The sequence below is a fragment of the Yeosuana marina genome, from assembly GCF_011762485.1.
GTDB classification, from domain to species: domain Bacteria; phylum Bacteroidota; class Bacteroidia; order Flavobacteriales; family Flavobacteriaceae; genus Yeosuana; species Yeosuana marina.
Map to the genome: position 1 here is coordinate 67,735 of NZ_JAAKGI010000008.1, position 24,031 is coordinate 91,765.

General features: G+C 33.8%; 21 protein-coding genes and 1 tRNA gene. 12 read left to right on the top strand and 10 right to left on the bottom strand.

The annotated features are described in order from the left end of the window. The first annotated feature begins 6 nt into the window (after positions 1 to 6). Together G5V56_RS10585 and G5V56_RS10590 are read left to right on the top strand one after the other, a co-directional pair. Positions 7 to 690, top strand: a complete 684-nt coding sequence (locus G5V56_RS10585) for a hypothetical protein (protein ID WP_166964726.1) — start codon at positions 7 to 9, stop codon at positions 688 to 690. Between the two features lie 35 nt (positions 691 to 725). Then, positions 726 to 1,511 carry a diadenylate cyclase gene (locus tag G5V56_RS10590; protein ID WP_166964728.1) on the top strand — a complete coding sequence of 262 codons (786 nt, stop codon included), beginning with the start codon at positions 726 to 728 and terminating at the stop codon, positions 1,509 to 1,511. Here the strand turns inward: G5V56_RS10590 and G5V56_RS10595 are convergent. Beyond that, entirely contained in the window at positions 1,508 to 3,274 is a 1,767-nt protein-coding gene (locus G5V56_RS10595; protein ID WP_166964730.1) for an ABC transporter ATP-binding protein, read from the bottom strand. The genes G5V56_RS10590 and G5V56_RS10595 overlap by 4 nt on opposite strands. After that, on the bottom strand, positions 3,275 to 4,018 hold the full coding sequence (truA, locus tag G5V56_RS10600; protein ID WP_166964732.1) for a tRNA pseudouridine(38-40) synthase TruA: 744 nt from the start codon (positions 4,016 to 4,018) through the stop codon (positions 3,275 to 3,277). It lies immediately after the preceding gene. Positions 4,019 to 4,093: 75 nt separating this feature from the next. On the opposite strand from truA, the gene G5V56_RS10605 reads away from it, so the two are divergent. Next, the gene (locus G5V56_RS10605; protein ID WP_166964734.1) at positions 4,094 to 4,591 is read left to right on the top strand and encodes a metallophosphoesterase family protein; all 498 of its coding nucleotides are present in this window, start codon (positions 4,094 to 4,096) and stop codon (positions 4,589 to 4,591) included. Between the two features lie 57 nt (positions 4,592 to 4,648). Here the strand turns inward: G5V56_RS10605 and G5V56_RS10610 are convergent, their stop codons facing one another. Further along, on the bottom strand, positions 4,649 to 5,059 hold the full coding sequence (locus G5V56_RS10610) for a DUF4293 domain-containing protein (protein WP_166964736.1): 411 nt from the start codon (positions 5,057 to 5,059) through the stop codon (positions 4,649 to 4,651). Between the two features lie 199 nt (positions 5,060 to 5,258). Between G5V56_RS10610 and rho the strand changes: the two genes are divergently transcribed. Continuing rightward, positions 5,259 to 6,893, top strand: a complete 1,635-nt coding sequence (gene rho / locus G5V56_RS10615) for a transcription termination factor Rho (protein ID WP_166964738.1) — start codon at positions 5,259 to 5,261, stop codon at positions 6,891 to 6,893. Positions 6,894 to 7,035: 142 nt separating this feature from the next. Here the strand turns inward: rho and rpsT are convergent, their stop codons facing one another. The 3 genes from rpsT to proS all read right to left on the bottom strand — a co-directional run bounded on the left by rpsT (position 7,036) and on the right by proS (position 9,009). Then, positions 7,036 to 7,287, bottom strand: a complete 252-nt coding sequence (rpsT, locus tag G5V56_RS10620; RefSeq protein WP_166964741.1) for a 30S ribosomal protein S20 — start codon at positions 7,285 to 7,287, stop codon at positions 7,036 to 7,038. A gap of 24 nt (positions 7,288 to 7,311) precedes the next feature. After that, positions 7,312 to 7,383 (bottom strand) — tRNA-Glu (locus G5V56_RS10625). 147 nt (positions 7,384 to 7,530) lie between these two features. Then, entirely contained in the window at positions 7,531 to 9,009 is a 1,479-nt protein-coding gene (gene proS, locus G5V56_RS10630; RefSeq protein WP_166964743.1) for a proline--tRNA ligase, read from the bottom strand. Between the two features lie 99 nt (positions 9,010 to 9,108). Here proS and G5V56_RS10635 point away from each other — a divergent pair, with 99 nt between their 5' ends. The 5 genes from G5V56_RS10635 (at position 9,109) to yidD (ending at position 14,455) form a co-directional block, all read left to right on the top strand. Further along, positions 9,109 to 10,206, top strand: a complete 1,098-nt coding sequence (locus G5V56_RS10635) for a hypothetical protein (RefSeq protein WP_166964745.1) — start codon at positions 9,109 to 9,111, stop codon at positions 10,204 to 10,206. A gap of 36 nt (positions 10,207 to 10,242) precedes the next feature. Beyond that, on the top strand, positions 10,243 to 11,757 hold the full coding sequence (locus G5V56_RS10640; protein ID WP_166964747.1) for an OmpP1/FadL family transporter: 1,515 nt from the start codon (positions 10,243 to 10,245) through the stop codon (positions 11,755 to 11,757). 178 nt (positions 11,758 to 11,935) lie between these two features. Continuing rightward, positions 11,936 to 12,613 (top strand): GTP cyclohydrolase I FolE, encoded by a 678-nt coding sequence (gene folE / locus G5V56_RS10645; protein ID WP_166964749.1) that lies wholly within the window; start codon positions 11,936 to 11,938, stop codon positions 12,611 to 12,613. A 21-nt stretch (positions 12,614 to 12,634) separates the two neighbouring features. Beyond that, the gene (gene cysS / locus G5V56_RS10650; RefSeq protein WP_166964751.1) at positions 12,635 to 14,116 is read left to right on the top strand and encodes a cysteine--tRNA ligase; all 1,482 of its coding nucleotides are present in this window, start codon (positions 12,635 to 12,637) and stop codon (positions 14,114 to 14,116) included. 102 nt (positions 14,117 to 14,218) lie between these two features. Continuing rightward, complete coding sequence (gene yidD / locus G5V56_RS10655) at positions 14,219 to 14,455, top strand: membrane protein insertion efficiency factor YidD (RefSeq protein ID WP_166964753.1); 237 nt, start codon at positions 14,219 to 14,221, stop codon at positions 14,453 to 14,455. A gap of 55 nt (positions 14,456 to 14,510) precedes the next feature. Here yidD and G5V56_RS10660 read toward each other — a convergent pair whose 3' ends face one another. Continuing rightward, entirely contained in the window at positions 14,511 to 15,971 is a 1,461-nt protein-coding gene (locus G5V56_RS10660) for an aminoacyl-histidine dipeptidase (RefSeq protein WP_166965043.1), read from the bottom strand. Between the two features lie 71 nt (positions 15,972 to 16,042). Here G5V56_RS10660 and G5V56_RS10665 point away from each other — a divergent pair, with 71 nt between their 5' ends. From G5V56_RS10665 to G5V56_RS10675, 3 genes are all read left to right on the top strand, one after another. Beyond that, positions 16,043 to 17,110: a DUF3810 domain-containing protein gene (locus G5V56_RS10665; RefSeq protein ID WP_166964756.1), complete on the top strand. Its 1,068-nt coding sequence runs from the start codon at positions 16,043 to 16,045 to the stop codon at positions 17,108 to 17,110. A gap of 36 nt (positions 17,111 to 17,146) precedes the next feature. After that, on the top strand, positions 17,147 to 17,944 hold the full coding sequence (locus G5V56_RS10670; protein ID WP_166964758.1) for a TrmH family RNA methyltransferase: 798 nt from the start codon (positions 17,147 to 17,149) through the stop codon (positions 17,942 to 17,944). A gap of 113 nt (positions 17,945 to 18,057) precedes the next feature. Further along, entirely contained in the window at positions 18,058 to 19,290 is a 1,233-nt protein-coding gene (locus tag G5V56_RS10675; RefSeq protein ID WP_166964760.1) for a M48 family metallopeptidase, read from the top strand. A 123-nt stretch (positions 19,291 to 19,413) separates the two neighbouring features. Here the strand turns inward: G5V56_RS10675 and G5V56_RS10680 are convergent, their stop codons facing one another. From G5V56_RS10680 to G5V56_RS10690, 3 genes are all read right to left on the bottom strand, one after another. After that, on the bottom strand, positions 19,414 to 20,532 hold the full coding sequence (locus G5V56_RS10680) for a hypothetical protein (protein WP_166964762.1): 1,119 nt from the start codon (positions 20,530 to 20,532) through the stop codon (positions 19,414 to 19,416). A gap of 257 nt (positions 20,533 to 20,789) precedes the next feature. Continuing rightward, the gene (gene hutI, locus G5V56_RS10685) at positions 20,790 to 22,034 is read right to left on the bottom strand and encodes an imidazolonepropionase (RefSeq protein WP_166964765.1); all 1,245 of its coding nucleotides are present in this window, start codon (positions 22,032 to 22,034) and stop codon (positions 20,790 to 20,792) included. Then, positions 22,034 to 24,031 carry a urocanate hydratase gene (locus G5V56_RS10690; protein WP_166964767.1) on the bottom strand — a complete coding sequence of 666 codons (1,998 nt, stop codon included), beginning with the start codon at positions 24,029 to 24,031 and terminating at the stop codon, positions 22,034 to 22,036. The genes hutI and G5V56_RS10690 overlap by 1 nt, the downstream gene beginning before the upstream one ends.

A 24,031-nucleotide genomic window follows, 5' to 3' on the forward strand; every position in this document is an offset into this window, starting at 1 on the left:
TTATAAATGAAACCTATTTTTTATTGCTTATTACTTACTATCATAGTTTCTTGTGGAAACGAAAAAATTGTTCAACTTCCGGAAATACAACATTCAGATATTTCGAAAATAGATGATGTTTCTGCTGCGTATTTATTTTACGATGAAACCATGCCAGATAGTGTTGAACTCAATAGAAAAAATTTAATTAGCACAACCAATTGGTTAGTAAATGTTGATAAACGCTTAACATTAGGACAGGCTATTCCTAAAATTATGTACATACAAGCAAAAAAACGAGATGCCCAAATGCATAAAAACGAAAACGCCAAAAATTATTTTACCTGTAATAATATTAGTATAAAAAACTTGGGTTTTATTGAGTTTACCAATGTTTATTATCATGAAAATGGTTTTAATACTTACTTAGAAAAAAATAAAGCTAATCAGGTTATTTCCATAAAAGTTAACTCTCCAGATTCAATTATTATGTCTTTTATGTTTGATGGAACTACTTTAAGTCATTCATCAAACTACACAAAACTATTAGAACATTTAAAAACCAATCTCATCAATGAAGGTAATGCCATAATAATTTTAGAACTAAACCAAAAGCTCTCGTTTCAAGACTATATCACTTTAAAGTCGTTACTGTCAAAAATCAATTTAAAAAATGTTTCGATAGCTAATGATGAATTTGTTTTTAATTAGCTATATTTTATTAAATTTACCAAAACCCATGTGCCTTGGATATTTTTAAAGACCTTTTAAAATTTACCGTTATTGATGTTATAGATGTTATCTTGGTAGCACTTCTACTCTACTACATATACAAGTTGGTAAAAGGCACGGTTGCCATTAATATTTTTATAGGTATCATTATTATTTATTTAGGTTGGAGATTGACCGACTTTCTTAATATGGAATTGCTATCTAGTATTTTTGGCGGTTTTATAAAAGTGGGTATTATAGCACTTATTGTTGTTTTTCAACCAGAAATTAGAAAGTTCCTATTGATGGTCGGTTCGACAAATTTTAGTAGACGACGAAATTTTTTAAAACATTTTAATTTTTTAAAAACAGAAACAGGCGACGAAACCAATGTAGAAACTGTTGTTTCTGCTTGCAATAAATTAGCTGCGAGTAAAACAGGTGTGTTAATTGTTTTTGAACGTAATAATAGTTTAGATTTCCTTACAGCAACTGGAGACGAAATGAACATTCAGGTTACCCAGCCAATTATTGAAAGTATATTTTTTAAAAACAGTCCGCTACATGATGGCGCTATTATCATCAAAAATAATATTGTAAAAGCCACGCGAGTTATACTTCCTGTTAATAATGAGAAAATCATTCCGCAACGTTTTGGCTTACGCCATAGAGCAGCTATTGGTGTTACTGAAAAAACAGACGCTTTAGCACTTGTTGTAAGCGAAGAAACTGGTCACATTTCTTATTTTGTTGATGGAGAATTTGTTGTTTTTAAAGATACAGATGAGCTTATAGAACGCATTAAAAAGGATTTGGTTTAAGCAACTTCCTCTTTTAAAAACTGGACTTCATACAGATTTTTGTAGTATCCATTTTCCTTTTTAAGCAATTCATCATGCGTCCCCTGCTCTACAATATTACCTGAATCCATCACAATTATTTTATCAGCTTTTTTAATAGTTGCTAGTCTGTGTGCAATAATAATTGATGTTCTTCCTTTCGTGATTTTATCCGTTGCTGTTTGAATGAGTTGCTCTGAATACGAGTCTACCGATGAAGTTGCTTCATCTAAAACTAAAATACTTGGATTGGTTACATAGGCTCTTAAAAAGGATATTAACTGACGCTGTCCGGAAGACAACATAACACCTCGTTCTTTAACGTTATAATAATAACCTCCTGGTAAACTAGAAATAAACTCGTGAATACCAATATCTTTAGCTGCTTGAACAACATGTTCTTCTGTAACCGCAGGATTGTCAAGAGTAATATTACTTAAAATAGTATCGGCAAATAAAAAGACATCTTGTAACACAACGGCTATTTGTGACCGCAATGATGCAAGCGTTACATCCTTAATATTAACTCCATCAATTTCAATTGAACCCTCTTTAATTTCATAAAACCTATTCAACAAATTGATGATCGTTGATTTACCTGCACCTGTTGCTCCAACAATTGCAATAGTTTCGCCTGCTTTAACATCAAATGAAATACCATTTAAAACAACTTCGTCTTCAACATAACTAAAAATTACATTTTTAAAACTGATGGCTCCCATAAATGATTCGGCTACCAACGTGCCTTTATCATCAATTTGTGAAGTTGTCTCTAAAACTTTAAATACCCTATTGGCAGCAACCATACCCATTTGTAAGGTATTGAAATTATCAGCTATTTGTCGTAATGGCCTAAACAACATAGGAATAAACATAATAAATGCTGTTAAATCTCCTTCGGTTGTGGTTCCTGTGAGAACTACATTTAATCCGCCATACCAAGCTATCAGCCCAATAGTTATTGATGTAGAAAGCTCTGCAATTGGAAAAAATATAGAGTTATACCAAACCGTTTTTAACCAGCCTTTTTTATGCCGTTCATTAATTTCTTTAAACTTACGATATTCGGTATCTTCTCTTGTAAACAATTGAAGGATTTTCATACCAGTTAATCGCTCTTGCACAAATGAATTTAAGTTGGAAACCTCTGTCCGTACCTCTTCAAATGCTTTTTTCATATACTTTTGAAAAATTCTTGTAGCTATTAATACTACTGGAAGCATTATAAAAACGATTAAGCTCAATTTCCAATTCATAAAAAGCATAAATACAGAAACCACAATCATGGTAAGTAAATCTCTGAAAATAGTAAATAGTCCTTGTCCAAAAATATCTGCTATTCGTTCCATATCGGTCACAGCCCTTGTAATCAAAACACCAACCGAAGAATTATCATAATACTTCATTTTAAAACGAAGCAAGTGATTAAATAATTTAACACGAACATCTTTTACAACATTTTGTCCTAGCCAACCCGCGTAAAAAATAAATGATAACTGACCAACAACTTCCATGAGCAACATAACACCCATTATAATAACATAGGGTAAGAATCCTTCTATATCCTTATTTGCTAAATTATTATCCATTGCCAATTGCAATATTTTTGGTCTCACAGCTCCAAAAAGAGCAATTAAAATAGTGGCTACAAGAACACCTATAAAAACTAATTTATAAGGCTTTATATAAACTAATAACCGCTTAAATAAGTTTATATCAAAAACTTGTTCTTTATTTTTTTTCATCTATATTTTTATATCTTTCGGATATTCTATTGCCACTAAATACAAGGCATGAGCCGGAACAGAATAACCTGCTTCACTTCTACTTTTAGACAATATTATGTCATTTAAATCGGATACGTCTATTTTTCCTACCCCAATATTAACCATAGTCCCAACAATAGCCCTAACCATGTTTCGCAAAAATCTATCTGCTTTTATTATAAAATGTAGTTCATCATTTTTAATAAACCACTCCGCTTTACTAATGGTGCAATGATACGTTTTTACATCTGTATTACTCTTTGAAAAGCATTGAAAATCTTTATATGTAAATAATATTTTTGATGCTTCGTTCATTTTTGTAATATTCAGCTTTTTTGTAAAATAATAGGCGTTATCAAAATTAAATGCATTTTTTTTTAGTGCAATTCTATAAAGGTACGTCCTACTTAACGCATCAAACCGTGCATGAGTTTCTGGTTTAACCTTGAAAATAGTATGTATTGCTATATCTTTTGGCAAAAAAGAATTTAGTTTAAATACCATATTTTCTTCTAAAAACTCAATATCTGTATCAAAATGAGCAAACATTTGTGATGCATGAACGCCCGCATCTGTTCGGCCTGCTCCAACAATAGCAATTGGTTCTTTTAAAATTGTGCTAAGTGCCTTTTCTATAACTTCTTGTACAGAAATATCGTTGGGCTGATTTTGCCACCCATGATATGCTTGTCCGTTATAAGAAAGTTCGATAAAATACCTCAATCTATTTTGATACTTTTGTTTAAACAACAAAGATAAATAGATTTACGACTTTAGATTTACCATTAACATTTTAAAATGACAAAAATTTTATTGCTTTCTGACACCCATAGTTACATAGATGATGATATTTTAAAATATGTAAAAGAAGCTGATGAAGTATGGCACGCGGGAGATATTGGAGATATTGCAGTAACAGATGCTATTAGAAAATTAAAACCGCTTAAAGCGGTCTATGGAAACATTGACAATACCATAATTCGGTCTGAGTTTCCAGAACATAATCGGTTTATGTGTGAAGATGTTGATGTTTGGATAACTCACATTGGTGGATATCCCCAAGCATATGATGTTAGAGTTAGAGAAACCATTAAAGCAAATCCTCCAAAACTATTTATTTCTGGGCATTCCCATATATTGAAAGTTATGACAGACAAAAAACTAAATCTTCTTCATATGAATCCTGGTGCCGCAGGAAAACATGGGTTTCACAAAGCAAGAACCATGCTTCGTTTTACTATTGATGGTGCAAAAATTGACAACCTAGAAGTCATAGAATTTAATAAACGCTATTAAAAAACCCAAAGCTTTCACTTTGGGTTTTAACGCACTAATACTACTAAGATGTTAGGTTTATCGCAATCGATCTACAGATTTTACGAGATCTTCGTCCTTTTTAATGGCTTTATTGGCTAAAACCAATAACACGATAGAAATGATAGGAAGAAACATCCCAATACCTTTCTCAGAAACAATAGTTTCTCCAGATAAATTAAGAGATAGATACACAAAAAATCCTAGTAAAAAAAAGTTTAATATGATGTTAAGTCGCCCCAAAACAAACTGAAGCTTCCTGTTTTTAAACATAAAAATTGAAATAATAGACAATACTGCTGATCCTAAAAACAAGCCTAGAGAAATAGAATCATCCATGGCATAAACAACGAAACCATCTTTTGTTTTCCATAAATTGAATACAAAAATGAGCCCAGAAGAAATCCCTGCAACTAGAATTAAATATAAGGTTTGTATGCGTTGTATCATCTACTTTAGTAAATCAGGATGCAAAAATAATGGTTTCTTTTATAAATTTCGCTTAAAAAATTAAAATAAAGTTGTATTATTGCAATGTTAATTCTCAACAACCACTAAGTTAGGTTGTTAATTCTTCAGATTAAAAATCTATTTTTTTTCAGAACCAAACAAACTTATATTCAAATTTATATATTCAAGTAAATACCAAATGTTTGAAATTTCACAATTAAACGCAAAAAAACTCTCTGAATTACAGGAGATTGCACAAAAATTGAACGTTCCAAAGTATCGTTCAATGAAAAAATCAGATTTAGTTTATCAAATACTAGATCATCAAGCAGCAAACCCAAAAGCTGTAGCCGAAGTTATAAAACCTTCAGAAACACCTGCAGAAAATAAACCTGCTGCACCAAGACCAAAAAAGACAAGAGCGCGCATTCAAAAACCGTCTGATAAAGCCCCTATTAAAAAAGAGGAATCGACAAAAGAAGATGTAAAGACGCCTGAAGCGAAAAATAAGCCCGTTGATAAACCTGTTGAAAAGAAAAAACCGGAAGAAAAACCTGTTTCAAATTCAACTAATACACCAAATAAGCCGAATAAACCAAGGGACACTAATAAAAACCAACCTAAAAGAGAACATAATCCTCAACAAAAAAATCAAAACAAGAATCAGAATAATGGCAATAAAGATAACAGAAATCGTTATCGCGAACCAGATTTTGAGTTTGATGCTATCATAGAAAGCGAAGGTGTTTTAGACGTTATGCAAGATGGCTACGGTTTTTTAAGATCATCAGATTATAACTATTTATCATCTCCAGATGATATTTATGTTTCTCAATCCCAAATTAGATTATTTGGATTAAAGAAAGGAGATACTGTTCTAGGTCACGTTAGACCGCCAAAAGAAGGAGAAAAATATTTTCCTCTAATCAAAGTCATTAAAATTAATGGTCAAAATCCTGATGTTGTAAGAGACAGAGTTTCTTTTGAGCATTTAACACCATTATTTCCTCAAGAGAAATTCAATATTGCTGAAAAACAAAGTACGATATCTACTCGTATTATGGACTTATTTTCTCCCATAGGAAAAGGACAACGTGGTATGATTGTATCGCAACCTAAAACAGGTAAAACTATGCTTTTAAAGGATGTGGCTAATGCTATAGCCGCGAATCATCCTGAAGTTTATTTAATGATTTTATTAATTGATGAACGTCCTGAAGAGGTGACCGACATGCAGCGTAATGTTCGAGGTGAAGTTATCTCGTCTACCTTTGACAAAGAAGCTCATGAACATGTTAAAATTGCAGATATTGTGCTAGAAAAGGCAAAACGCTTGGTAGAATGTGGTCATGATGTTGTTATTCTATTAGATTCTATTACACGTTTAGCAAGAGCTTACAATACGGTTCAACCTGCATCTGGTAAAATATTGAGTGGTGGTGTTGATGCCAATGCGCTTCATAAACCAAAACGCTTCTTTGGTGCTGCCAGAAATATTGAAAATGGAGGTTCTTTAACTATTATAGCTACAGCCTTAACCGAAACAGGTTCTAAAATGGATGAAGTTATCTTTGAAGAATTTAAAGGAACAGGGAACATGGAACTACAATTGGATAGAAAAATATCTAACCGTAGAATTTTCCCTGCGATTGACCTTACGTCTTCAAGTACGCGTCGAGATGATATATTATTGGATGCCAATACCATTCAAAGAATGTGGGTAATGCGTAAATATTTAGCGGACATGAATCCTGTTGAAGCGATGGAATTTATTAATGACCGTTTTAAACAAACCAGAAATAATGAAGAGTTTTTAGTATCTATGAATGGATAATTAAAAGTTTAATTATATATAAAAAAATGCTTTGAGAATTCTCAAAGCATTTTTTTATGTCCTAACTTTTGTAATTAGATGAAATTAAAAAAGCCTTTCAAACGAAAGGCTCTTATATTATATATAACCAGAATACTATTCCTTATAAAGAAGCTACATGCTTCGCTAAACCAGATTTAAGGTTAGCCGCTTTATTTGCATGAATAATATTTTTCTTTGCTAATCTATCAATCATTGAAGCTACAGAAGGAAACATAGTTTCTGCTTCTTTCTTATCTGTTAACTCACGCAATTTTTTAATTGCATTACGAGTTGTTTTATGTTTATATCTGTTTACAACACGTTTAGCTTCGCTGCTTCTAATTCTTTTTAACGCTGACTTGTGATTTGCCATTAGTTCTTTTTTATTATTTAATTGTAGCCCGTAGGGGAATCGAACCCCTCTTACCAGGATGAAAACCTGGCGTCCTAGCCGATAGACGAACGGGCCATTTGGTTATAGCACAATAATAAATATCATTTCTATTTTACTAACTATGCTTTTCAAATAACTCTCAATGTCTCCATTGCGGATGCAAAAATACAACTATTTTTAAATGTCGCAATAGTTAGATAATATTTTTTTGAAAAAAAATAATTAATATGCTTTTGCAAACAATACTCTGCGTTTTGAAGGCATTCCCGTAAGCACACAAACCCCTTCTTCTTCCCTGTTATCCAATGGAATACACCTAATAGTTGCTTTCGTAAGTTCTTTTATCTTTCCTTCTGTCTCATTAGTGCCATCCCAATGCGCAGAAATAAATCCTCCTTTTGTTTCTAAAACTTCTTTAAATTCTTCAAATGTATCTACTTCTGTGATATGGGAATCTCTATAACTTAAGGCTTTATCAAATAAGCTTTTTTGAATTTCTTCAAGTAACGCCTCTACTGTATCTGTCAATTCACTTAACTTAACAATTTGTTTTGTTAATGTATCTCGCCTTGCTATTTCAACCGTTCCGTTTTCTAAATCTTTAGGACCAATGGCTATTCTCAACGGAACGCCTTGTAATTCATGTTGCGCGAATTTTGCACCGGGACGCTGTGTATCTCTATCATCGTACTTAACAGATATGTGTTTACTTCTTAAATCCTTTAATATTGTATTAGCTACTTCTGTAACAGCATTCAAATCCTCTTCACTTCTATAAATAGGCACAATAACAACCTGATTTGGTGCTAAACTTGGAGGCAATACCAATCCGTTATCATCACTATGAGTCATAATTAAAGCTCCCATTAAACGTGTAGAAACTCCCCAAGACGTTGCCCAAACATAATCCTGCTTGCCTTCTTTATTTGCAAATTTCACATCAAATGCCTTTGCAAAATTTTGACCTAAAAAGTGAGATGTTCCTGCCTGTAGCGCTTTGCCATCTTGCATTAACGCCTCGATACAATATGTTTCTTCGGCACCTGCAAAACGCTCACTTTCTGTTTTAACGCCTTGTATTACAGGAATAGCCATAAAGTTTTCTGCAAAAGTTGCATACACATTATTCATTTTTGTTGCTTCTTCTAAAGCTTCTTTTTTAGTTTCATGTGCCGTATGTCCTTCTTGCCATAAAAACTCTGCTGTACGCAAAAACAAACGTGTACGCATTTCCCAACGCACTACATTAGCCCATTGATTAATTAACAATGGTAAATCGCGGTATGATTGAATCCAATTTCTATACGTATTCCAAATAATAGCTTCACTTGTTGGCCGAACAATGAGCTCTTCTTCTAATTTCGCCTCTGGATCAACTCTTAATTTTCCCGGTTTATCTGGATCATTTTGAAGTCTGTAATGTGTTACAATCGCACATTCTTTTGCGAATCCTTCTGCATTTTTTTCTTCAGCTTCAAAAAGACTTTTTGGAACAAATAATGGGAAATAGGCATTTAAATGTCCAGTTTCTTTGAACATCCTATCCAATTCTGCTTGCATTTTCTCCCAAATCGCATAGCCATATGGTTTAATAACCATACATCCCCTAACGGCCGAATTCTCTGCCAAATCAGCCTTGACCACAAGTTCATTATACCATTTTGAATAATCTTCAGTCCTAGTTGTAAGTTTTTTGCTCATATCTGTGTTTTGGCATAAATATTGTGATTATGTTAAATATAAAAATAGTTCAGCAAAACTAACTATTTTTGTTATGTCCAACAATAAAATTATACAGATATGCTATTTACTAACTACTTAAAAAGAAAAATACCATTTTTAGCCATTTTAGGATTGCTATTTGGTTTATCATCATGTGGTTCTTATCAATACGTTGGTGTCGATAATGATGGTATTTATGGATCCTCATACCCCAACAATGATAATCAAGAAACTGTTGTTGTGGCTCAAAATAACCAAAACACCAATAATGGTTATTATAAAAATTATTTTAGAGATAAATCTCTAGAATATGATAACATGACTAATGGCGAAGTGTTTACAGATATAGACTCTTACGAAGGAGCTATTGTAGAAAATGATACTATTGACAACAATTATCAAGGATATGCAGGTTGGGGACAAAGCAATAGTTCTGTAACCATTAATTATATTGATAATGGCTTTAACAACTGGGGCTGGAATAACGGTTTTGGTATAGGATGGAATACTTGGGGTTGGAACCGATGGAATAACTGGGGTTTTTATGATGATTTTTGGTACAGACCTTACTTTTATGGAGGATACTATAACAGTTGGGCTTTCTACAATCCATACAGATATGGTTATTATGGGTACGGACATCCTTACTATTATGGTGGCTACAATGGCTATTACGGAAATCATGTATATAGCAGAAGAGGTCTATCTTACAGCGCAAGCAGACGTGGTAGCTTATCATCAAATTATAATACAAATCTATCCAACAGAACTGGATATTCAAGAAACTCTGCCTATAGCACTTCCAGAAGAAGTAGTGTAAACGCAAATTCTAATACTGTAAATAGATACAGTAATTCTAGAAGAAGTAGTGTAAATACAAATTCAAATACAGTAAATAGATACAGTAGCTCGAGCCCAAGAGTTTATACAAATACGCAACGTAGAACAACAGCCTCAACACCGGCTTCTAACTCTACAAGCAGATCGTCTTCTGTTAGAAGAAGTTATACCCCTGCCAACAGCAACTACAACAGAAGTTCATCATCTAACTCTACGCCCTCACGTAATTACAGTACACGAAGTAGCAGCAGTAGCTCACCGAGTTACTCAAGATCATCATCTTCTTCTGTGAGAAGTAGTAGTGGTTCAACATCTTCAGGTAGAAGACGCGGATAAAAATAAGACGTAAACAAAAAAAATAAAGTACTTAATATGAAAAAGTTAATCTTATTATTCATAGGCATCTTATCTATGCCTTTAATGTATGCTCAAAACATAACCGATGCACTTAGATATTCACAAGATGAAATTCAAGGAACAGCTCGTTTTAGAGCGCTAAGCGGTGCCTTTGGAGCGCTTGGAGGCGATATGAGTGCCGTAAGCTTAAACCCAGCTGGCTCAGCCGTTTTTAGTAGTAGTCATGCCTCTTTTACACTTTCAAATTTAGACTCTAAAAATGATACACAATATTTCAGTGGTTTTAATAGTACCTCTAATTCAAATTTTGATATTAATCAAGGAGGCGCCACGTTAGTATTTGTGAATCATGATACGAATTCACCATGGAGAAAATTTGCTTTAAGTGCTGCCTACGATAAAACTAGAAATTTTGATAATAACTGGTTTGCTGCTGGGACAAATACGAATAACAATTCTATTGATTTATATTTTTATGACTACGCTAATGGGTTACGATTAGATCAAATTTCATCTTTTGATGGTGAAACATACTCTCAGGCCTATTCTGACATTGGCAACTCATATGGTTTTGCAAATCAACAAGCATTTTTAGGATATGAATCTTACATATTAGAGCCACAAAGTAACGATGATGCTAATACTGTATATACATCTAATTTAGGAGATGGAACTTTTGATCAGCAATACACTTATGCTTCAACGGGCTATAACGGTAAAATTACTTTCAATGCTGCATTTCAATATGAAGATAATTTATATTTAGGAGTAAACTTAAATTCTCATCTTATCAATTTCGACCGTTTTACTCAATTATATGAAACTAATTCTAATTCAGCTTCTTTGATAAACGAGATAAATTTTGAAAACACGTTATCAACCACTGGATCTGGATTTTCCTTCCAATTAGGGGGTATTATGAAAATAAGTCCAGAATTTAGAATAGGACTTGTTTACGATTCTCCTACTTGGTACACTATTTCAGAAGAAACCACACAATATATCTCTACAACCTCCGGAACTGATAACCCCGTTATAATTGATCCACAAATTATAAATATTTATCCAGACTATAAACTACAAACTCCTGGTAAGCTTACAGGAAGCTTAGCGTATGTATTTGGAGAACAAGGCCTAATTAGTTTTGATTACTCTAGAAAAGATTATAGTGCTACAAAGTTTAAACCTACTTCAGACCCTGTTTTTATTGAGCAAAATAATGCTATAAGTTCAAATTTAACAGAAGCTTCTACTTATAGAATTGGTGGAGAATATAAATACAAACAATTTAGTTTTAGAGGTGGTTACCGCTTTGAAGAAAGTCCTTATAAAGATGGCGTAACTGTTGGCGATTTAAATGGATATTCTCTTGGACTTGGTTATAATTTTGGAAATACAAGATTGGATATTACTTATGATGAGGCACAACGCGACTCTCAATATCAATTATTTAATAAAGGACTTATTGATAAAGCTAATATCAATAACAAAAACTCTAACGTAACTATAACGTTAAGTTTTAATATTTAAAACACTGACTTTTCAGAATAAAAAGCTTAAATCTTAAATGGTTTAAGCTTTTTTATTTTCAATGTAATTTAATGCTAAAAAAACAGACAAATACATTAAAATTAATGTTTGCTAATACAAAACATAAGAAAACTGTTTTGCTTATCTTTGCAGACTAAAAACTTGATTTCTGTAGCAGATGAAAATTGAAAACAACATAGATGAATTTGAAGCTTTAGGAAATGACCATATTGGAACATCTTCAAATACACCAATGAGAAGTGATGCTTTTAAACTTTCGAATGATGAAAAAATGGACATCATAAAAGATGATGTGCGTCATATCATGGAAACATTAGGTCTAGATTTAACCGACGACAGTTTAAATGGCACACCCAACAGAGTAGCTAAAATGTTTGTAAAAGAAATTTTTAGCGGTTTAGACCCTAGTAGAAAACCAAAGTCTTCAACTTTTGAAAATAAATATAAATATGGTGAAATGCTTGTTGAAAAAAACATCACTTTATATTCAACATGCGAACATCATTTACTCCCCATTGTTGGAAAAGCTCATGTAGCTTACATTTCTAATGGAACTGTTGTTGGCCTTTCAAAAATGAATCGTATTGTCGATTATTATGCAAAACGCCCTCAAGTTCAAGAGCGCTTAACACTTCAAATAGTCAAAGAACTTCAAGAAGTATTAAACACAAAAGATGTTGCCTGTATTATTGATGCCAAACACCTTTGCGTTAATTCAAGAGGCATAAGAGATATTGAAAGTAGTACGGTTACTGCTGAATTTGGCGGGAAATTTAAAGATAAGTCAACCCGACGAGAATTTCTTGATTATATTAAATTAGAAACAAAATATTAGTACAAAACACCTACTAAAACAATGCAACTTTACAAGCATCAACAAATAAAAATTTACAATACCCTCACGGGGCAAAAAGAAACCTTTAAACCTATTAACGATGGCTATGTAGGCATGTATGTGTGTGGACCAACAGTCTATAGTAATGTGCACTTAGGAAATGTTAGAACCTTCATGTCTTTTGATGTAATTTTTAGATATTTAAAACATCTAGGATTTAAAGTTCGTTATGTTAGAAATATCACTGATGCCGGCCATTTAGAAAATGATGCTGATGTAGGTGAAGATCGTATTGCAAAAAAAGCGCGTTTAGAAGAAATTGAACCTATGGAAGTGGTTCAACGCTATACAGTTGATTTTCATAACATACTTGATACATTCAACTTTTTACCACCAAGTATAGAGCCTACAGCTACAGGACACATTATTGAGCAAATTGAATTGATTAAAACCATCCTCGATAACGGATTTGCTTATGAGATTAATGGCTCTGTGTATTTTGATGTTCATAAATTTAATGAAACTCATGATTACGGTATTTTAAGTAAGCGTAAACTTGAAGATTTAATTCATAATACTCGTGAATTAGATGGACAATCAGATAAAAAGAATCCACAAGATTTTGCCCTTTGGAAAAAAGCCGAACCGCAGCATATTATGCGTTGGCCATCCCCTTGGAGCGATGGTTTTCCTGGATGGCATTTAGAATGTACTGCCATGAGCACCAAGTATTTAGGTGAACATTTTGATATTCACGGAGGCGGTATGGATTTGAAATTTCCGCATCACGAATGTGAAATTGCCCAAAACGAAGCAGCTAAAGGACAGACACCTGTTAATTACTGGATGCATGCTAATATGCTGATTATGAATGGTAAAAAGATGGCAAAGTCTACAGGAAATTTTATTTTGCCTGGTGAAATTTTTACTGGAAACAATCCAAATATCACTAAAGCTTTCTCTCCTGGTGTGGCTCGTTTTTTTATGTTACAAGCGCACTACAGAAGTATTTTAGACTTTACAAATGATGGTCTATTAGCTAGTGAAAAAGGATTTTTCAGATTAATGGATGCCATTAATCTATTAGATAGTTTAAAAGCTTCAGCAACCTCATCCATAGATATAAACAAATGGAAACAAAGCTGTTATGATGCTATGAATGATGACTTTAACACACCTGTTTTAATTGCTAATTTATTTGAAGGTGTTAAATATATCAACCAAATAAAAGATGGTTCTGTTAGTGTTACCGACACTGATTTATCACTATTAAAAGATACCTTTCAAGCTTTTGTATTTGATATTTTAGGCTTAGAAAATAGCAGTAAAACTGATTCTGGGACCGACAAATTATCAGGAACTGTTGACGTACTTATCAAACTAAGACAAGAAGCCAGAGCAAACAAAGATTTTGCATTATCTGATAAAATACGTGATGAACTGGCTGCTGTTGGTATAGAACTTAAAGATGGTAAAGAAGGCACAACGTTTTCTTTAAATTAAATTTTGTCTGTTCGAGCAGTCGAAAACTACTTTATGATTACAGATTCTTAATAGGTTTCGACAGAGTTGCACCTGGCAATCATAACAAATCGTTATTTTTTAATGAAAAAGATACTTATTGCACCGTTTTTGTTTTTAATAAAAATTTATCAAATTTTTATTTCTCCATTAACACCTGCGAGTTGCAGATATAGCCCAACATGTTCGCATTACGCTAAAGAAGCTTTAGAAAAGCACGGTTTTTTAAAAGGCGGTTGGTTAGCGTTAAAACGAATTTTTAGTTGCCATCCTTGGGGAGGTAGTGGTTATGATCCTGTACCTGACAAAGACGACAACTAATTATTTTTCAATGAATTAGCTGTACTATTAACTAAAAATACGCACATGTATTTTCTTAATCTTCTGGTATATTTTTTAAAATCTCTAAAACAAACTTCCAATATTTTTGAACAGAAGAAATCTGAGCTCGTTCATCAGGAGAATGTGCTCCTTTTATAGTTGGTCCAAAACTAATCATGTCCATATTTGGGTAATTCTGCCCTAAAATACCGCATTCTAATCCTGCATGGCAAGCCGCTACATGCGGTTTTTCTCCATTCATCTTCTCATACAAACTAGACATTACTTTTAAAATAGGCGAATCCATATTAGGCGCCCAACCTGGGTAATCACCAGACAACTCTACTTCACAACCTGTCAATTCAAAAGTTGCCCGTAAGGTATTCGCTAAATCTATTTTAGAACTTTCTACAGAAGAGCGTGTTAAACAACCTATATGAATAGTTCCTTCCTTCACCAAAACTCTAGCAATATTATTAGATGTTTCCACTAAATCAGGGATATCAGCACTCATTCTGTAGACACCATTGTGAGCTGCATATAAGGCTCTTGTAAGTCCTTCTTGAACACCTAAATCCATTATCATTTTAGGAGCTTCGCATTTTGAAACCATTATTGCTAAATCAGGTTCCATCGTTTTTAACTCAGTCTTTAAGATGTTTGCTTGTACTTTCATTTCTGATAAAAAAGTAGCTTCATGAATGGCATCAATAACCACTAAAGCGTTACTTTCTCTAGGAATAGCATTACGTAAACTTCCGCCATCAATTTCTGAAATACGTAATCCAAATTTTTCAAATCCATCAAACAACAAACGATTCATGAGTTTATTGGCATTGCCTAACCCTTCATGAATTTGCATTCCTGAATGACCACCTTGCAATCCTTTAACTGAAATAGAAAATCCTATTTTAAACTCAGGTGTTTCTTCTTGATTATAAGTTCTTGTTGCTGTTATATCAACACCTCCTGCACAACCAACACCTATTTCATCATCCTCTTCGGTATCTAAATTCAGTAAAATACCGCCAGATAACAAGCCTCCTTTTAATCCCATAGCACCTGTCATTCCTGTTTCTTCATCAATTGTAAACAAAGCTTCAAGAGCCGGATGCGCAATATCTGTACTTTCTAGAATAGCCATAATAGTAGCAACTCCCAAACCATTATCAGCACCAAGTGTGGTTCCTTTTGCTTTTACCCAATCGCCATCAACAACCATATCAATTCCTTGAGTGTCAAAATCAAAATCGGTATCATTATTTTTTTGATGAACCATATCAAGATGTGATTGCAGCACCGCGGTTGTTTTTGACTCCATCCCTTTGGTTGCAGGTTTTTTAATTATCACGTTACCTACTTCATCAACCATGGTTTCAAGTCCAAGATTCTCGCCAAAATTTTTCATAAAAGCAATGACGCGTTCTTCTTTTTTTGATCCTCGTGGTACAGCATTTAAATCTGCAAATTTATTCCAAAGTTGTTTTGGTTCTAATTGTCTTATCTCTGAATTCATCATGTTTATTTTAGTTTTACAAAGGTAACATAACTAATCAGTATTAATAAACATTTTCATATTTTTGGAACATGCTAAAACATAAAAAAACTATAATAGCGCTTCTTATCATTCCTCAATATTTTTTGGTAAAATGGCTATCACATTACCCAAACTTTATTGAAACGTATTACAGTAATGGTCTGTATCCGTACATTTCAAAAATGTTTCGATTTATGTTGGGCTGGATACCGTTTTCGTTTGGTGATTTAGTCTATGGCTTTGCCATTATCTACATTATTAGGTGGGTTTTTAAAAATTTTAAGCGATTAAGAACAGATACAAAAAATTGGTTTATAGATGTATTTTCAGCAGCATCGATACTCTATTTTGCATTTCATTTGTTTTGGGGCTTAAATTATTACCGTTTACCTCTTCATAAAAGTCTTGGTCTTAATTCTGAATACACAACAGAACAACTTGTTGAAGTAACCAAAAAATTGATTTCTAAATCAAATGAAATTCAATTTGACATTATAAAAAATGATACCCTACCAATCGATATTCCATATAACAAAAGCGATATTTTAAATATGGTTCCTTTGGGCTACAACTCTTTAAAAAAGGAATATCCTCATTTAGAATATTATCCAAAAAGCATCAAAAAATCATTATTCAGTTTACCATTAACGTATATGGGTTTTAGTGGTTATTTAAATCCGTTAACCAATGAATCACAGGTAGACGGCTTAATTCCAAGTTACTTATTCCCAACAACGGCATCACATGAGGTTGCCCATCAGTTAGGATATGCAGCAGAAAATGAAGCTAATTTTATTGGATGTTTGGCAGCCATAAACCATGATGATATCTATTTTAAATACTCCGGATATACCTTTGCCCTTCGATTTTGTTTAAATGAAATTTACAGACGTGATGAATCTCTATTTGATTCTATTACTAAAACCGTCAATAGAGGGATTTTGAAAAATTACCAAGACATGCGTGAATTTTGGGACGCTTATCAAAATCCTGCCGAACCGCTATTTAAAAAAACGTATAGCTCGTATTTAAAAGCCAACAAACAAGATAAAGGCATGGAAAGCTATAGTTATGTAGTCGCCTTATTTGTTAACTATTTTGAAACAAAAACGTTATAACAATTTGATTAAAATTAAATTACATTTGTATTTGTTATGAACAAACACATAGTAAGCATACAAAACTCATTAATTAAGGAACTGGTTCAATTAATAGACAAGTCCAGAGAGCGAAAAAAAACAGGGTTATTTTTAATTGAAGGGGAACGCGAAATTTCGCTAGCTATAAAAGGACATTATGAGTTTGAAACGATTTTGTTTTATCCCGAATTAATATCTGAAATACGCATAAACGAATTAATCGATCAACACATTGAACGCATTGAAATTTCAAAAGAAGTCTACGAAAAACTAGCTTATAGAGATACAACTGAAGGCATTCTAGCCATTGCAAAAAATAAAACGAATTCGATTTCTGATTTAAAATTCAATACAAAAAACCCATTAATTTTAGTCGCCGAAGCTCCTGAAAAACCAGGAAACATTGGAGCGCTTTTAAGAACTGCTGATGCTGCAAACATTGATGCTGTTATTATTGCGAATCCAAAAACCGATTTATACAATCCAAATATCATACGCTCTAGCGTGGGATGCGTATTCACCAATCAGATTGCCACAGCAAGCACATCAGATATTATTGAATTTTTAAAAACTCAAAACATAAACATCTATTGCGCCGCTTTGCAGGCATCCGTAAATTATCACTCCCAAGATTTCACTAAACCTACAGCCATTATTGTTGGAACAGAAGCTACTGGTTTAAGTGATGAATGGATTAATAATTCAACTCAAAATATTATTATTCCTATGCAAGGAGAAATAGATTCTATGAATGTGTCGGTTGCAGCAGGAATTCTTATTTTTGAGGCGAAAAGACAACGAGGTTTTTTATAATCTTGTCATTCTAGGAGAGGAACTACCGAAGTAATCTCTAAAATTGAAACTAAAATAAAAACAGATTGCTATGTCGCTATAAAAAAGCGACTCGCAATGACAGTAAAATTAACATGACAGCAAACACCCTTTTTTATATCATCATCGCCATTATCGTCATCAATTTTATAGTTGATAAAATTTTAGATGCTTTAAATGCGAAACATTTTAACGATACAATTCCTAAAGAATTAAAAGATGTGTATGATGAAACAGAGTATAAAAAATCACAACAATACAAAGCAACTAAATATATATTCGGACTCACAACCTCAACATTTTCGTTACTATTAACTTCAGGGTTTTTATTTTTCGATGGTTTTGAATTTGTAGATAACATTGCAAGAAGTTATACTGAAAATCCAATTCTTTTAGCTCTTATATTTTTTGGAATCATTATGATTGGTAGCGACATTATTACCACGCCTTTTTCATATTACAGCACTTTTGTGATTGAAGAAAAATTCGGATTTAATAAAACAACGGTTAAAACATTCATTCTCGACAAACTAAAAGGTTGGCTCATGATGGCTGTTGTTGGTGGCGGCATTCTTGCTCTTATTATTTGGTTTTATCAGTCTACAGGCGACTATTTTTGGCTGTATGCTTGGGGATTAGTTGCTGTGTTTACCTTGTTTATGAATATGTTTTACTCGAAACTTATCGTGCCGCTATTTAACAAACAAACACCTTTAGAAGAAGGAAGTTTACGCGATAAAATTTCAGAATACGCTAAAACAGTTGGATTTAAACTTGATAAAATTTTTGTAATTGATGGCTCGAAACGAAGCACAAAAGCGAATGCTTATTTTTCTGGATTTGGAAGTGAAAAACGCGTGACACTTTATGATACGTTGATTAATGATTTAGAAGACGAGGAAATTGTTGCTGTTTTGGCGCATGAAGTTGGTCATTATAAAAAGAAGCATATCATTTTCAATTTAATAAGTTCTATTTTACTCACGGGTTTAACGCTTTATATTTTATCGTTATTTATTTCAAATCCATTATTATCAAATGCTTTAGGAGTTGAAATTCCTAGTTTTCATATTGGACTGATAGCCTTTGGATTGCTTTACTCACCTATTTCTGAAATTACAGGTTTAATTATGAATCTGTTTTCAAGAGCATTTGAATATCAGGCTGATGATTATGCTAAGAATACATATAAAGCAGAACCCTTAATTACCTCGCTTAAAAAACTATCAAAAAATAGTTTGAGTAATTTAACGCCGCATCCCGCTTATGTGTTTATGCATTATTCACATCCTACTTTATTAGAACGGATAGTTAATTTGAGGAAGTAAGCTTCTAATAATTCGTCATTACGAAAAATGAGGAACGAATAACGAAGTAATCTCATGTATTAATACTAAAATTAAACAGATTGTCGTAGTCGTTCCTTCTTTACTATGACGTGTTTAAAAAATTTAATCTGTAATAACAGAATTTGTAACACTAATGGGTGTATCTGCGTGCGCAGAAATACTAGGGTATGATGGATACCAAGAGCCTCCAATATTATTTTGAATGGTAGAATCATTTATAACGATATTACCAGAATGGTCGTTAGAAACAAAAAATATAGCAGCACCGTAAGCATTGACTTCATTGGACTCTATAAGTGAACCCATAACTTGAAGTGTCATCGTATTTCCGTCGTTATAAATAGCTCCTCCACTACCGCCTCCAAGCGTTCCTGACTGACTGGGGTTCCCTCCATTTCCAATAGCCGTATTGTATGAAAAAAGGCTGTTTATTATAGTCCATGAAACCCCAATACTACTTATTGCACCCCCATTTGACCCTGAATTACCAAACCCTTCTTTACCACCAAACGTACAATTGACAATGTATACGGGCTGGTTATTATATTGACTAAAAACACGAAGTGCACCTCCTCCAACATCTGGACCTGTTGGTACGCAAACGTTATTAAAAAATCTACAGTTTACGGCTTTAAAGCGGCCACCGCGAACCCAAATAGCACCTCCGCCTTCGTATTCTGTTTCATTATTTGAATTTCCATTTGCAAAAGTAATATTCTGAACAGTAAGCCTTGGGTTATCTTGATTTTGACAATGACTTGTTGTCCATACCTGGTTTTGGTCACAAGTATTCATATATAAAATTCTGGTTTGATTTTTACCACTTAAGGTTACCAATCCGCCTCCATCGATAACAACATCTGGATTGGCATTGTTAAATACTTTGGCTGGTTCATTTAGTGTTATTATAATGGGTTCTTTTCCACAATCAAATACAATTTTTCCGCCTTTTGACACAGCATCAATAACGAGCTGACCAGTACAACTTTCTGGAGTGCCGTTTCCAATAACGGTATCTGGATTTGACACATCTTCTAAACTTGCTTCGGAGGGAATAGGATAATTGCCATTTAGGTTTCCTGCTGGAATACCATCAAAAGGATTCTCAAGTGGATTTTGGACTATAGCTGTATCTGTTCCATCTTCATTACTACATGAGTTTAAGAGGATAATAATTAATAAAAACACAGAAAGCTTTAGAAAAAGTAAATTTGGTTTCATATTCATAAGTAGGTTACATATAAAGGCAAAACGAATTTATACTTTTATTATTGTTTTACAAGTAGTTAGAGCATTTTTTCATAGAAAATAATGCCTGTAATCGACAAAGTGACCTTCGTAAATAGACGCGTTAACCGATTATTCATTGATTCCTATTTTAAATTCTATCATTCATGAATGCTTCGCATTTGCAGCGACATCCTTTTTTGAGGCACAATAAAAAGATATAGCGGAAAGCGTGTTAAAACGCCCAAAAATTAATATTCTAGTTTTTTTTCTCCGTTAATAAAAACCGCTTCTATTTTATGATTTCCGAATGAATAAGGAATACACCCATGTGAATTAATTGGCTTGGTGAGTATTAAATTTGCTCGTTTATCTTTGGTAATTGAGCCAACTTTATCTTGCAATCCCATAGCGTAAGCACCGTTTATTGTGGCTGCATTAATGGCTTCTTCTGGGGTAAGATTCATTTTTATACAGGCCGTAGACACGACAAAATTCATATTTCCCGAAGGAGACGAACCTGGGTTATAATCGGTTGCTAATGCGAATGGTAAACCGGCATCGATGAGTTGTCTTGCCGGCGTAAAGGGAATCCCCAAAAAGAAGGAACAACCTGGCAAACCAACAGGCATGGTTTTGGTGTTTTGAAGTGATTCCATATCGTATTTACTCATCTCTTCAAGATGATCGACGGACAACGCATGATGTTTCACACCTGCCTGAACACCACCAATAGAGGTGAATTGATTGACATGTATTTTGGGTTGCAAACCGTATGTTTTTCCTGCTTCTAGAATACGTTCGGTATCTTTAACTGAAAAATAACCTTCTTCACAAAACACATCGATATAGTCTGCTAAATGCTCTTTTGCTACTAGAGGTAACATGTCATTTATCAGTAAGTCTAAGTAACCATCTTTATTATTTTTATACTCATTAGGAACCGCATGTGCTCCTAAAAATGTTGCCTTAATTGGAATCGAGTAATTTTCTTTTAAGCGCTTAATAACACGAAGCATTTTTAATTCGGATTCTACCGTTAATCCGTAGCCCGATTTAATTTCTATCGCACCTGTTCCAAGAGCTATAACTTCTTCTAAACGTATTTTACTTTGTTGATATAAATCGTCTTCGGACGTTTCTTGAAGCAGTTTTGCTGAATTTAAAATCCCACCTCCTTTATTTGCAATTTCTTGATATGTTAGTCCGTTTATTTTATCGACAAACTCGTTTTCTCTGTTTCCCGCATATACCATGTGTGTATGCGAATCGCACCATGTTGGTAAAACCATCTTTCCAGCGGCATCAATGACTTCTATAAAATCATTGTTCGGACAATCTTCCATCTTTCCGAAATCAGCAATCAGTCCATCTTCAACAACCAAGAACGCATTTTTAATGGTTGGCAGGATATTCATATCCTTTCCGGATACAAAAGCAATAGGCTCAGTTCTTACTTGAATTAACTCTTTTATATTTTTAAATAGTGTTGCCATTAAAATAAGTTGTTTAAAATATCGTCTTCAACAAGATTAGGTAAAGTTACTTTTAAATTTGGAGATCGTTCCATTTCACGTTTTATAGCGAATAAGGCCTCATTGTTTCTTGCCCAACTTCGGCGTGCAATACCATTATTTACATCAAAAAACAACATACTTTTTAATCGTTCTTCGGCTTCCTTTGTTCCATCTAATAACATGCCGAAACCACCATTGATGACTTCTCCCCAGCCAACACCGCCACCATTATGAATAGACACCCAAGTAGCGCCTCTAAAGCTATCGCCTATCACATTATGAATTGCCATATCAGCCGTAAATTTGCTACCATCGTAAATGTTAGATGTTTCACGATATGGTGAATCCGTTCCACTCACATCATGATGATCGCGCCCTAAAACTACGGGGCCAATTTTACCTTCTGCCACGGCAGTATTAAATGCTTCGGCTATTTTAGCACGTCCTTCGGCATCGGCATACAAAATGCGTGCTTGTGAGCCCACCACCATTTTGTTCTTTTTCGCATCCTTTATCCACGTAATATTATCCTGCATTTGCAACTTGATTTCTTCTGGTGAATTTTCCATAATTTCTTGTAAAACAGTCCCTGCAATAGCATCAGTTGCATCTAAATCTTCAGGTTTTCCCGAGGTACAAACCCAACGGAAAGGACCAAAACCATAATCGAAACACATGGGTCCTAATATATCTTGTACATAAGACGGATATTTAAAATCAATCTTGTTTTCAGCCATCACATCGGCTCCTGCTCGCGATGCTTCTAATAAAAACGCATTACCATAGTCGAAAAAATAGGTTCCTTTGGCGGTATGCTTATTAATGGCTGCGGCATGTCGTCGTAAAGATTCCTGAACTTTTTCTTTGAAAAGATCTGGTTCTTCACGAATTAAACGGTTCGATTCTTCATACGAAATTCCAATAGGATAATAGCCTCCAGTCCAAGGAATATGTAGCGATGTTTGATCGGAACCGACATGAATAAAAATATCCTCTTCGTCAAAACGCTCCCAAATTTCCACGATGTTTCCAATATAAGCTATAGACACCACTTCATTTTTCTCTTTCGCTTTTTTAACTCGAATAATCAAGTCCGCCATATTGTCAATCAACACATCAACCCAACCTTGTTCGAATCGTTTTGTTGCTGCTTTATCATTAACTTCAGCACAAACCGTTATGCATCCAGCAATATTTCCGGCTTTAGGTTGCGCACCACTCATCCCTCCTAACCCTGCGGTTAAAAATATTTTACCCTTAGAACTTTCTCCTTTTCTCAAAATATTTCGAAACGCATTCATCACGGTTATGGTGGTTCCGTGAACGATGCCTTGCGGACCAATATACATGAAGGAACCGGCCGTCATTTGTCCATATTGAGTAACTCCAAGGGCATTAAATTTTTCCCAGTCATCTGGTTTTGAATAATTAGGAACCATCATACCATTCGTAACAACAACTCTTGGCGCATTTTTAGATGATGGAAATAAACCCATAGGGTGACCAGAATACATATGCAAGGTTTGTTCCTCCGTCATATTCGCCAAATACTGCATGGTTAAAAGGTATTGTGCCCAATTTTGAAACACCGCACCGTTGCCACCATAGGTTATAAGTTCTTCGGGATGTTGTGCTACGGCAGGATTTAAGTTATTTTGAATCATGAGCATGATAGCAGCAGCTTGCGAACATTTTGCCGGATACTCTTGAATTGGTCTTGCATATATGTCATAGTCAGGCTTGAATCGGTACATATAAATTCTTCCAAAAGCTTTTAATTCTTCTGAAAATTCTTGAGACAGTTCTTCATGCCAATCCTTAGGAAAATATCGCAACGCATTTCTAATAGCCAACTGTTTTTCTTCTTTTGATAAGATATCTTTTCGCTTTGGAGCTCTATTTACTCCAGCTTCTAAAATATGTTTAGTTGGCAATTTTGATGGGATTCCTTGTAATATTTGTTCTTTAAAAGTCAT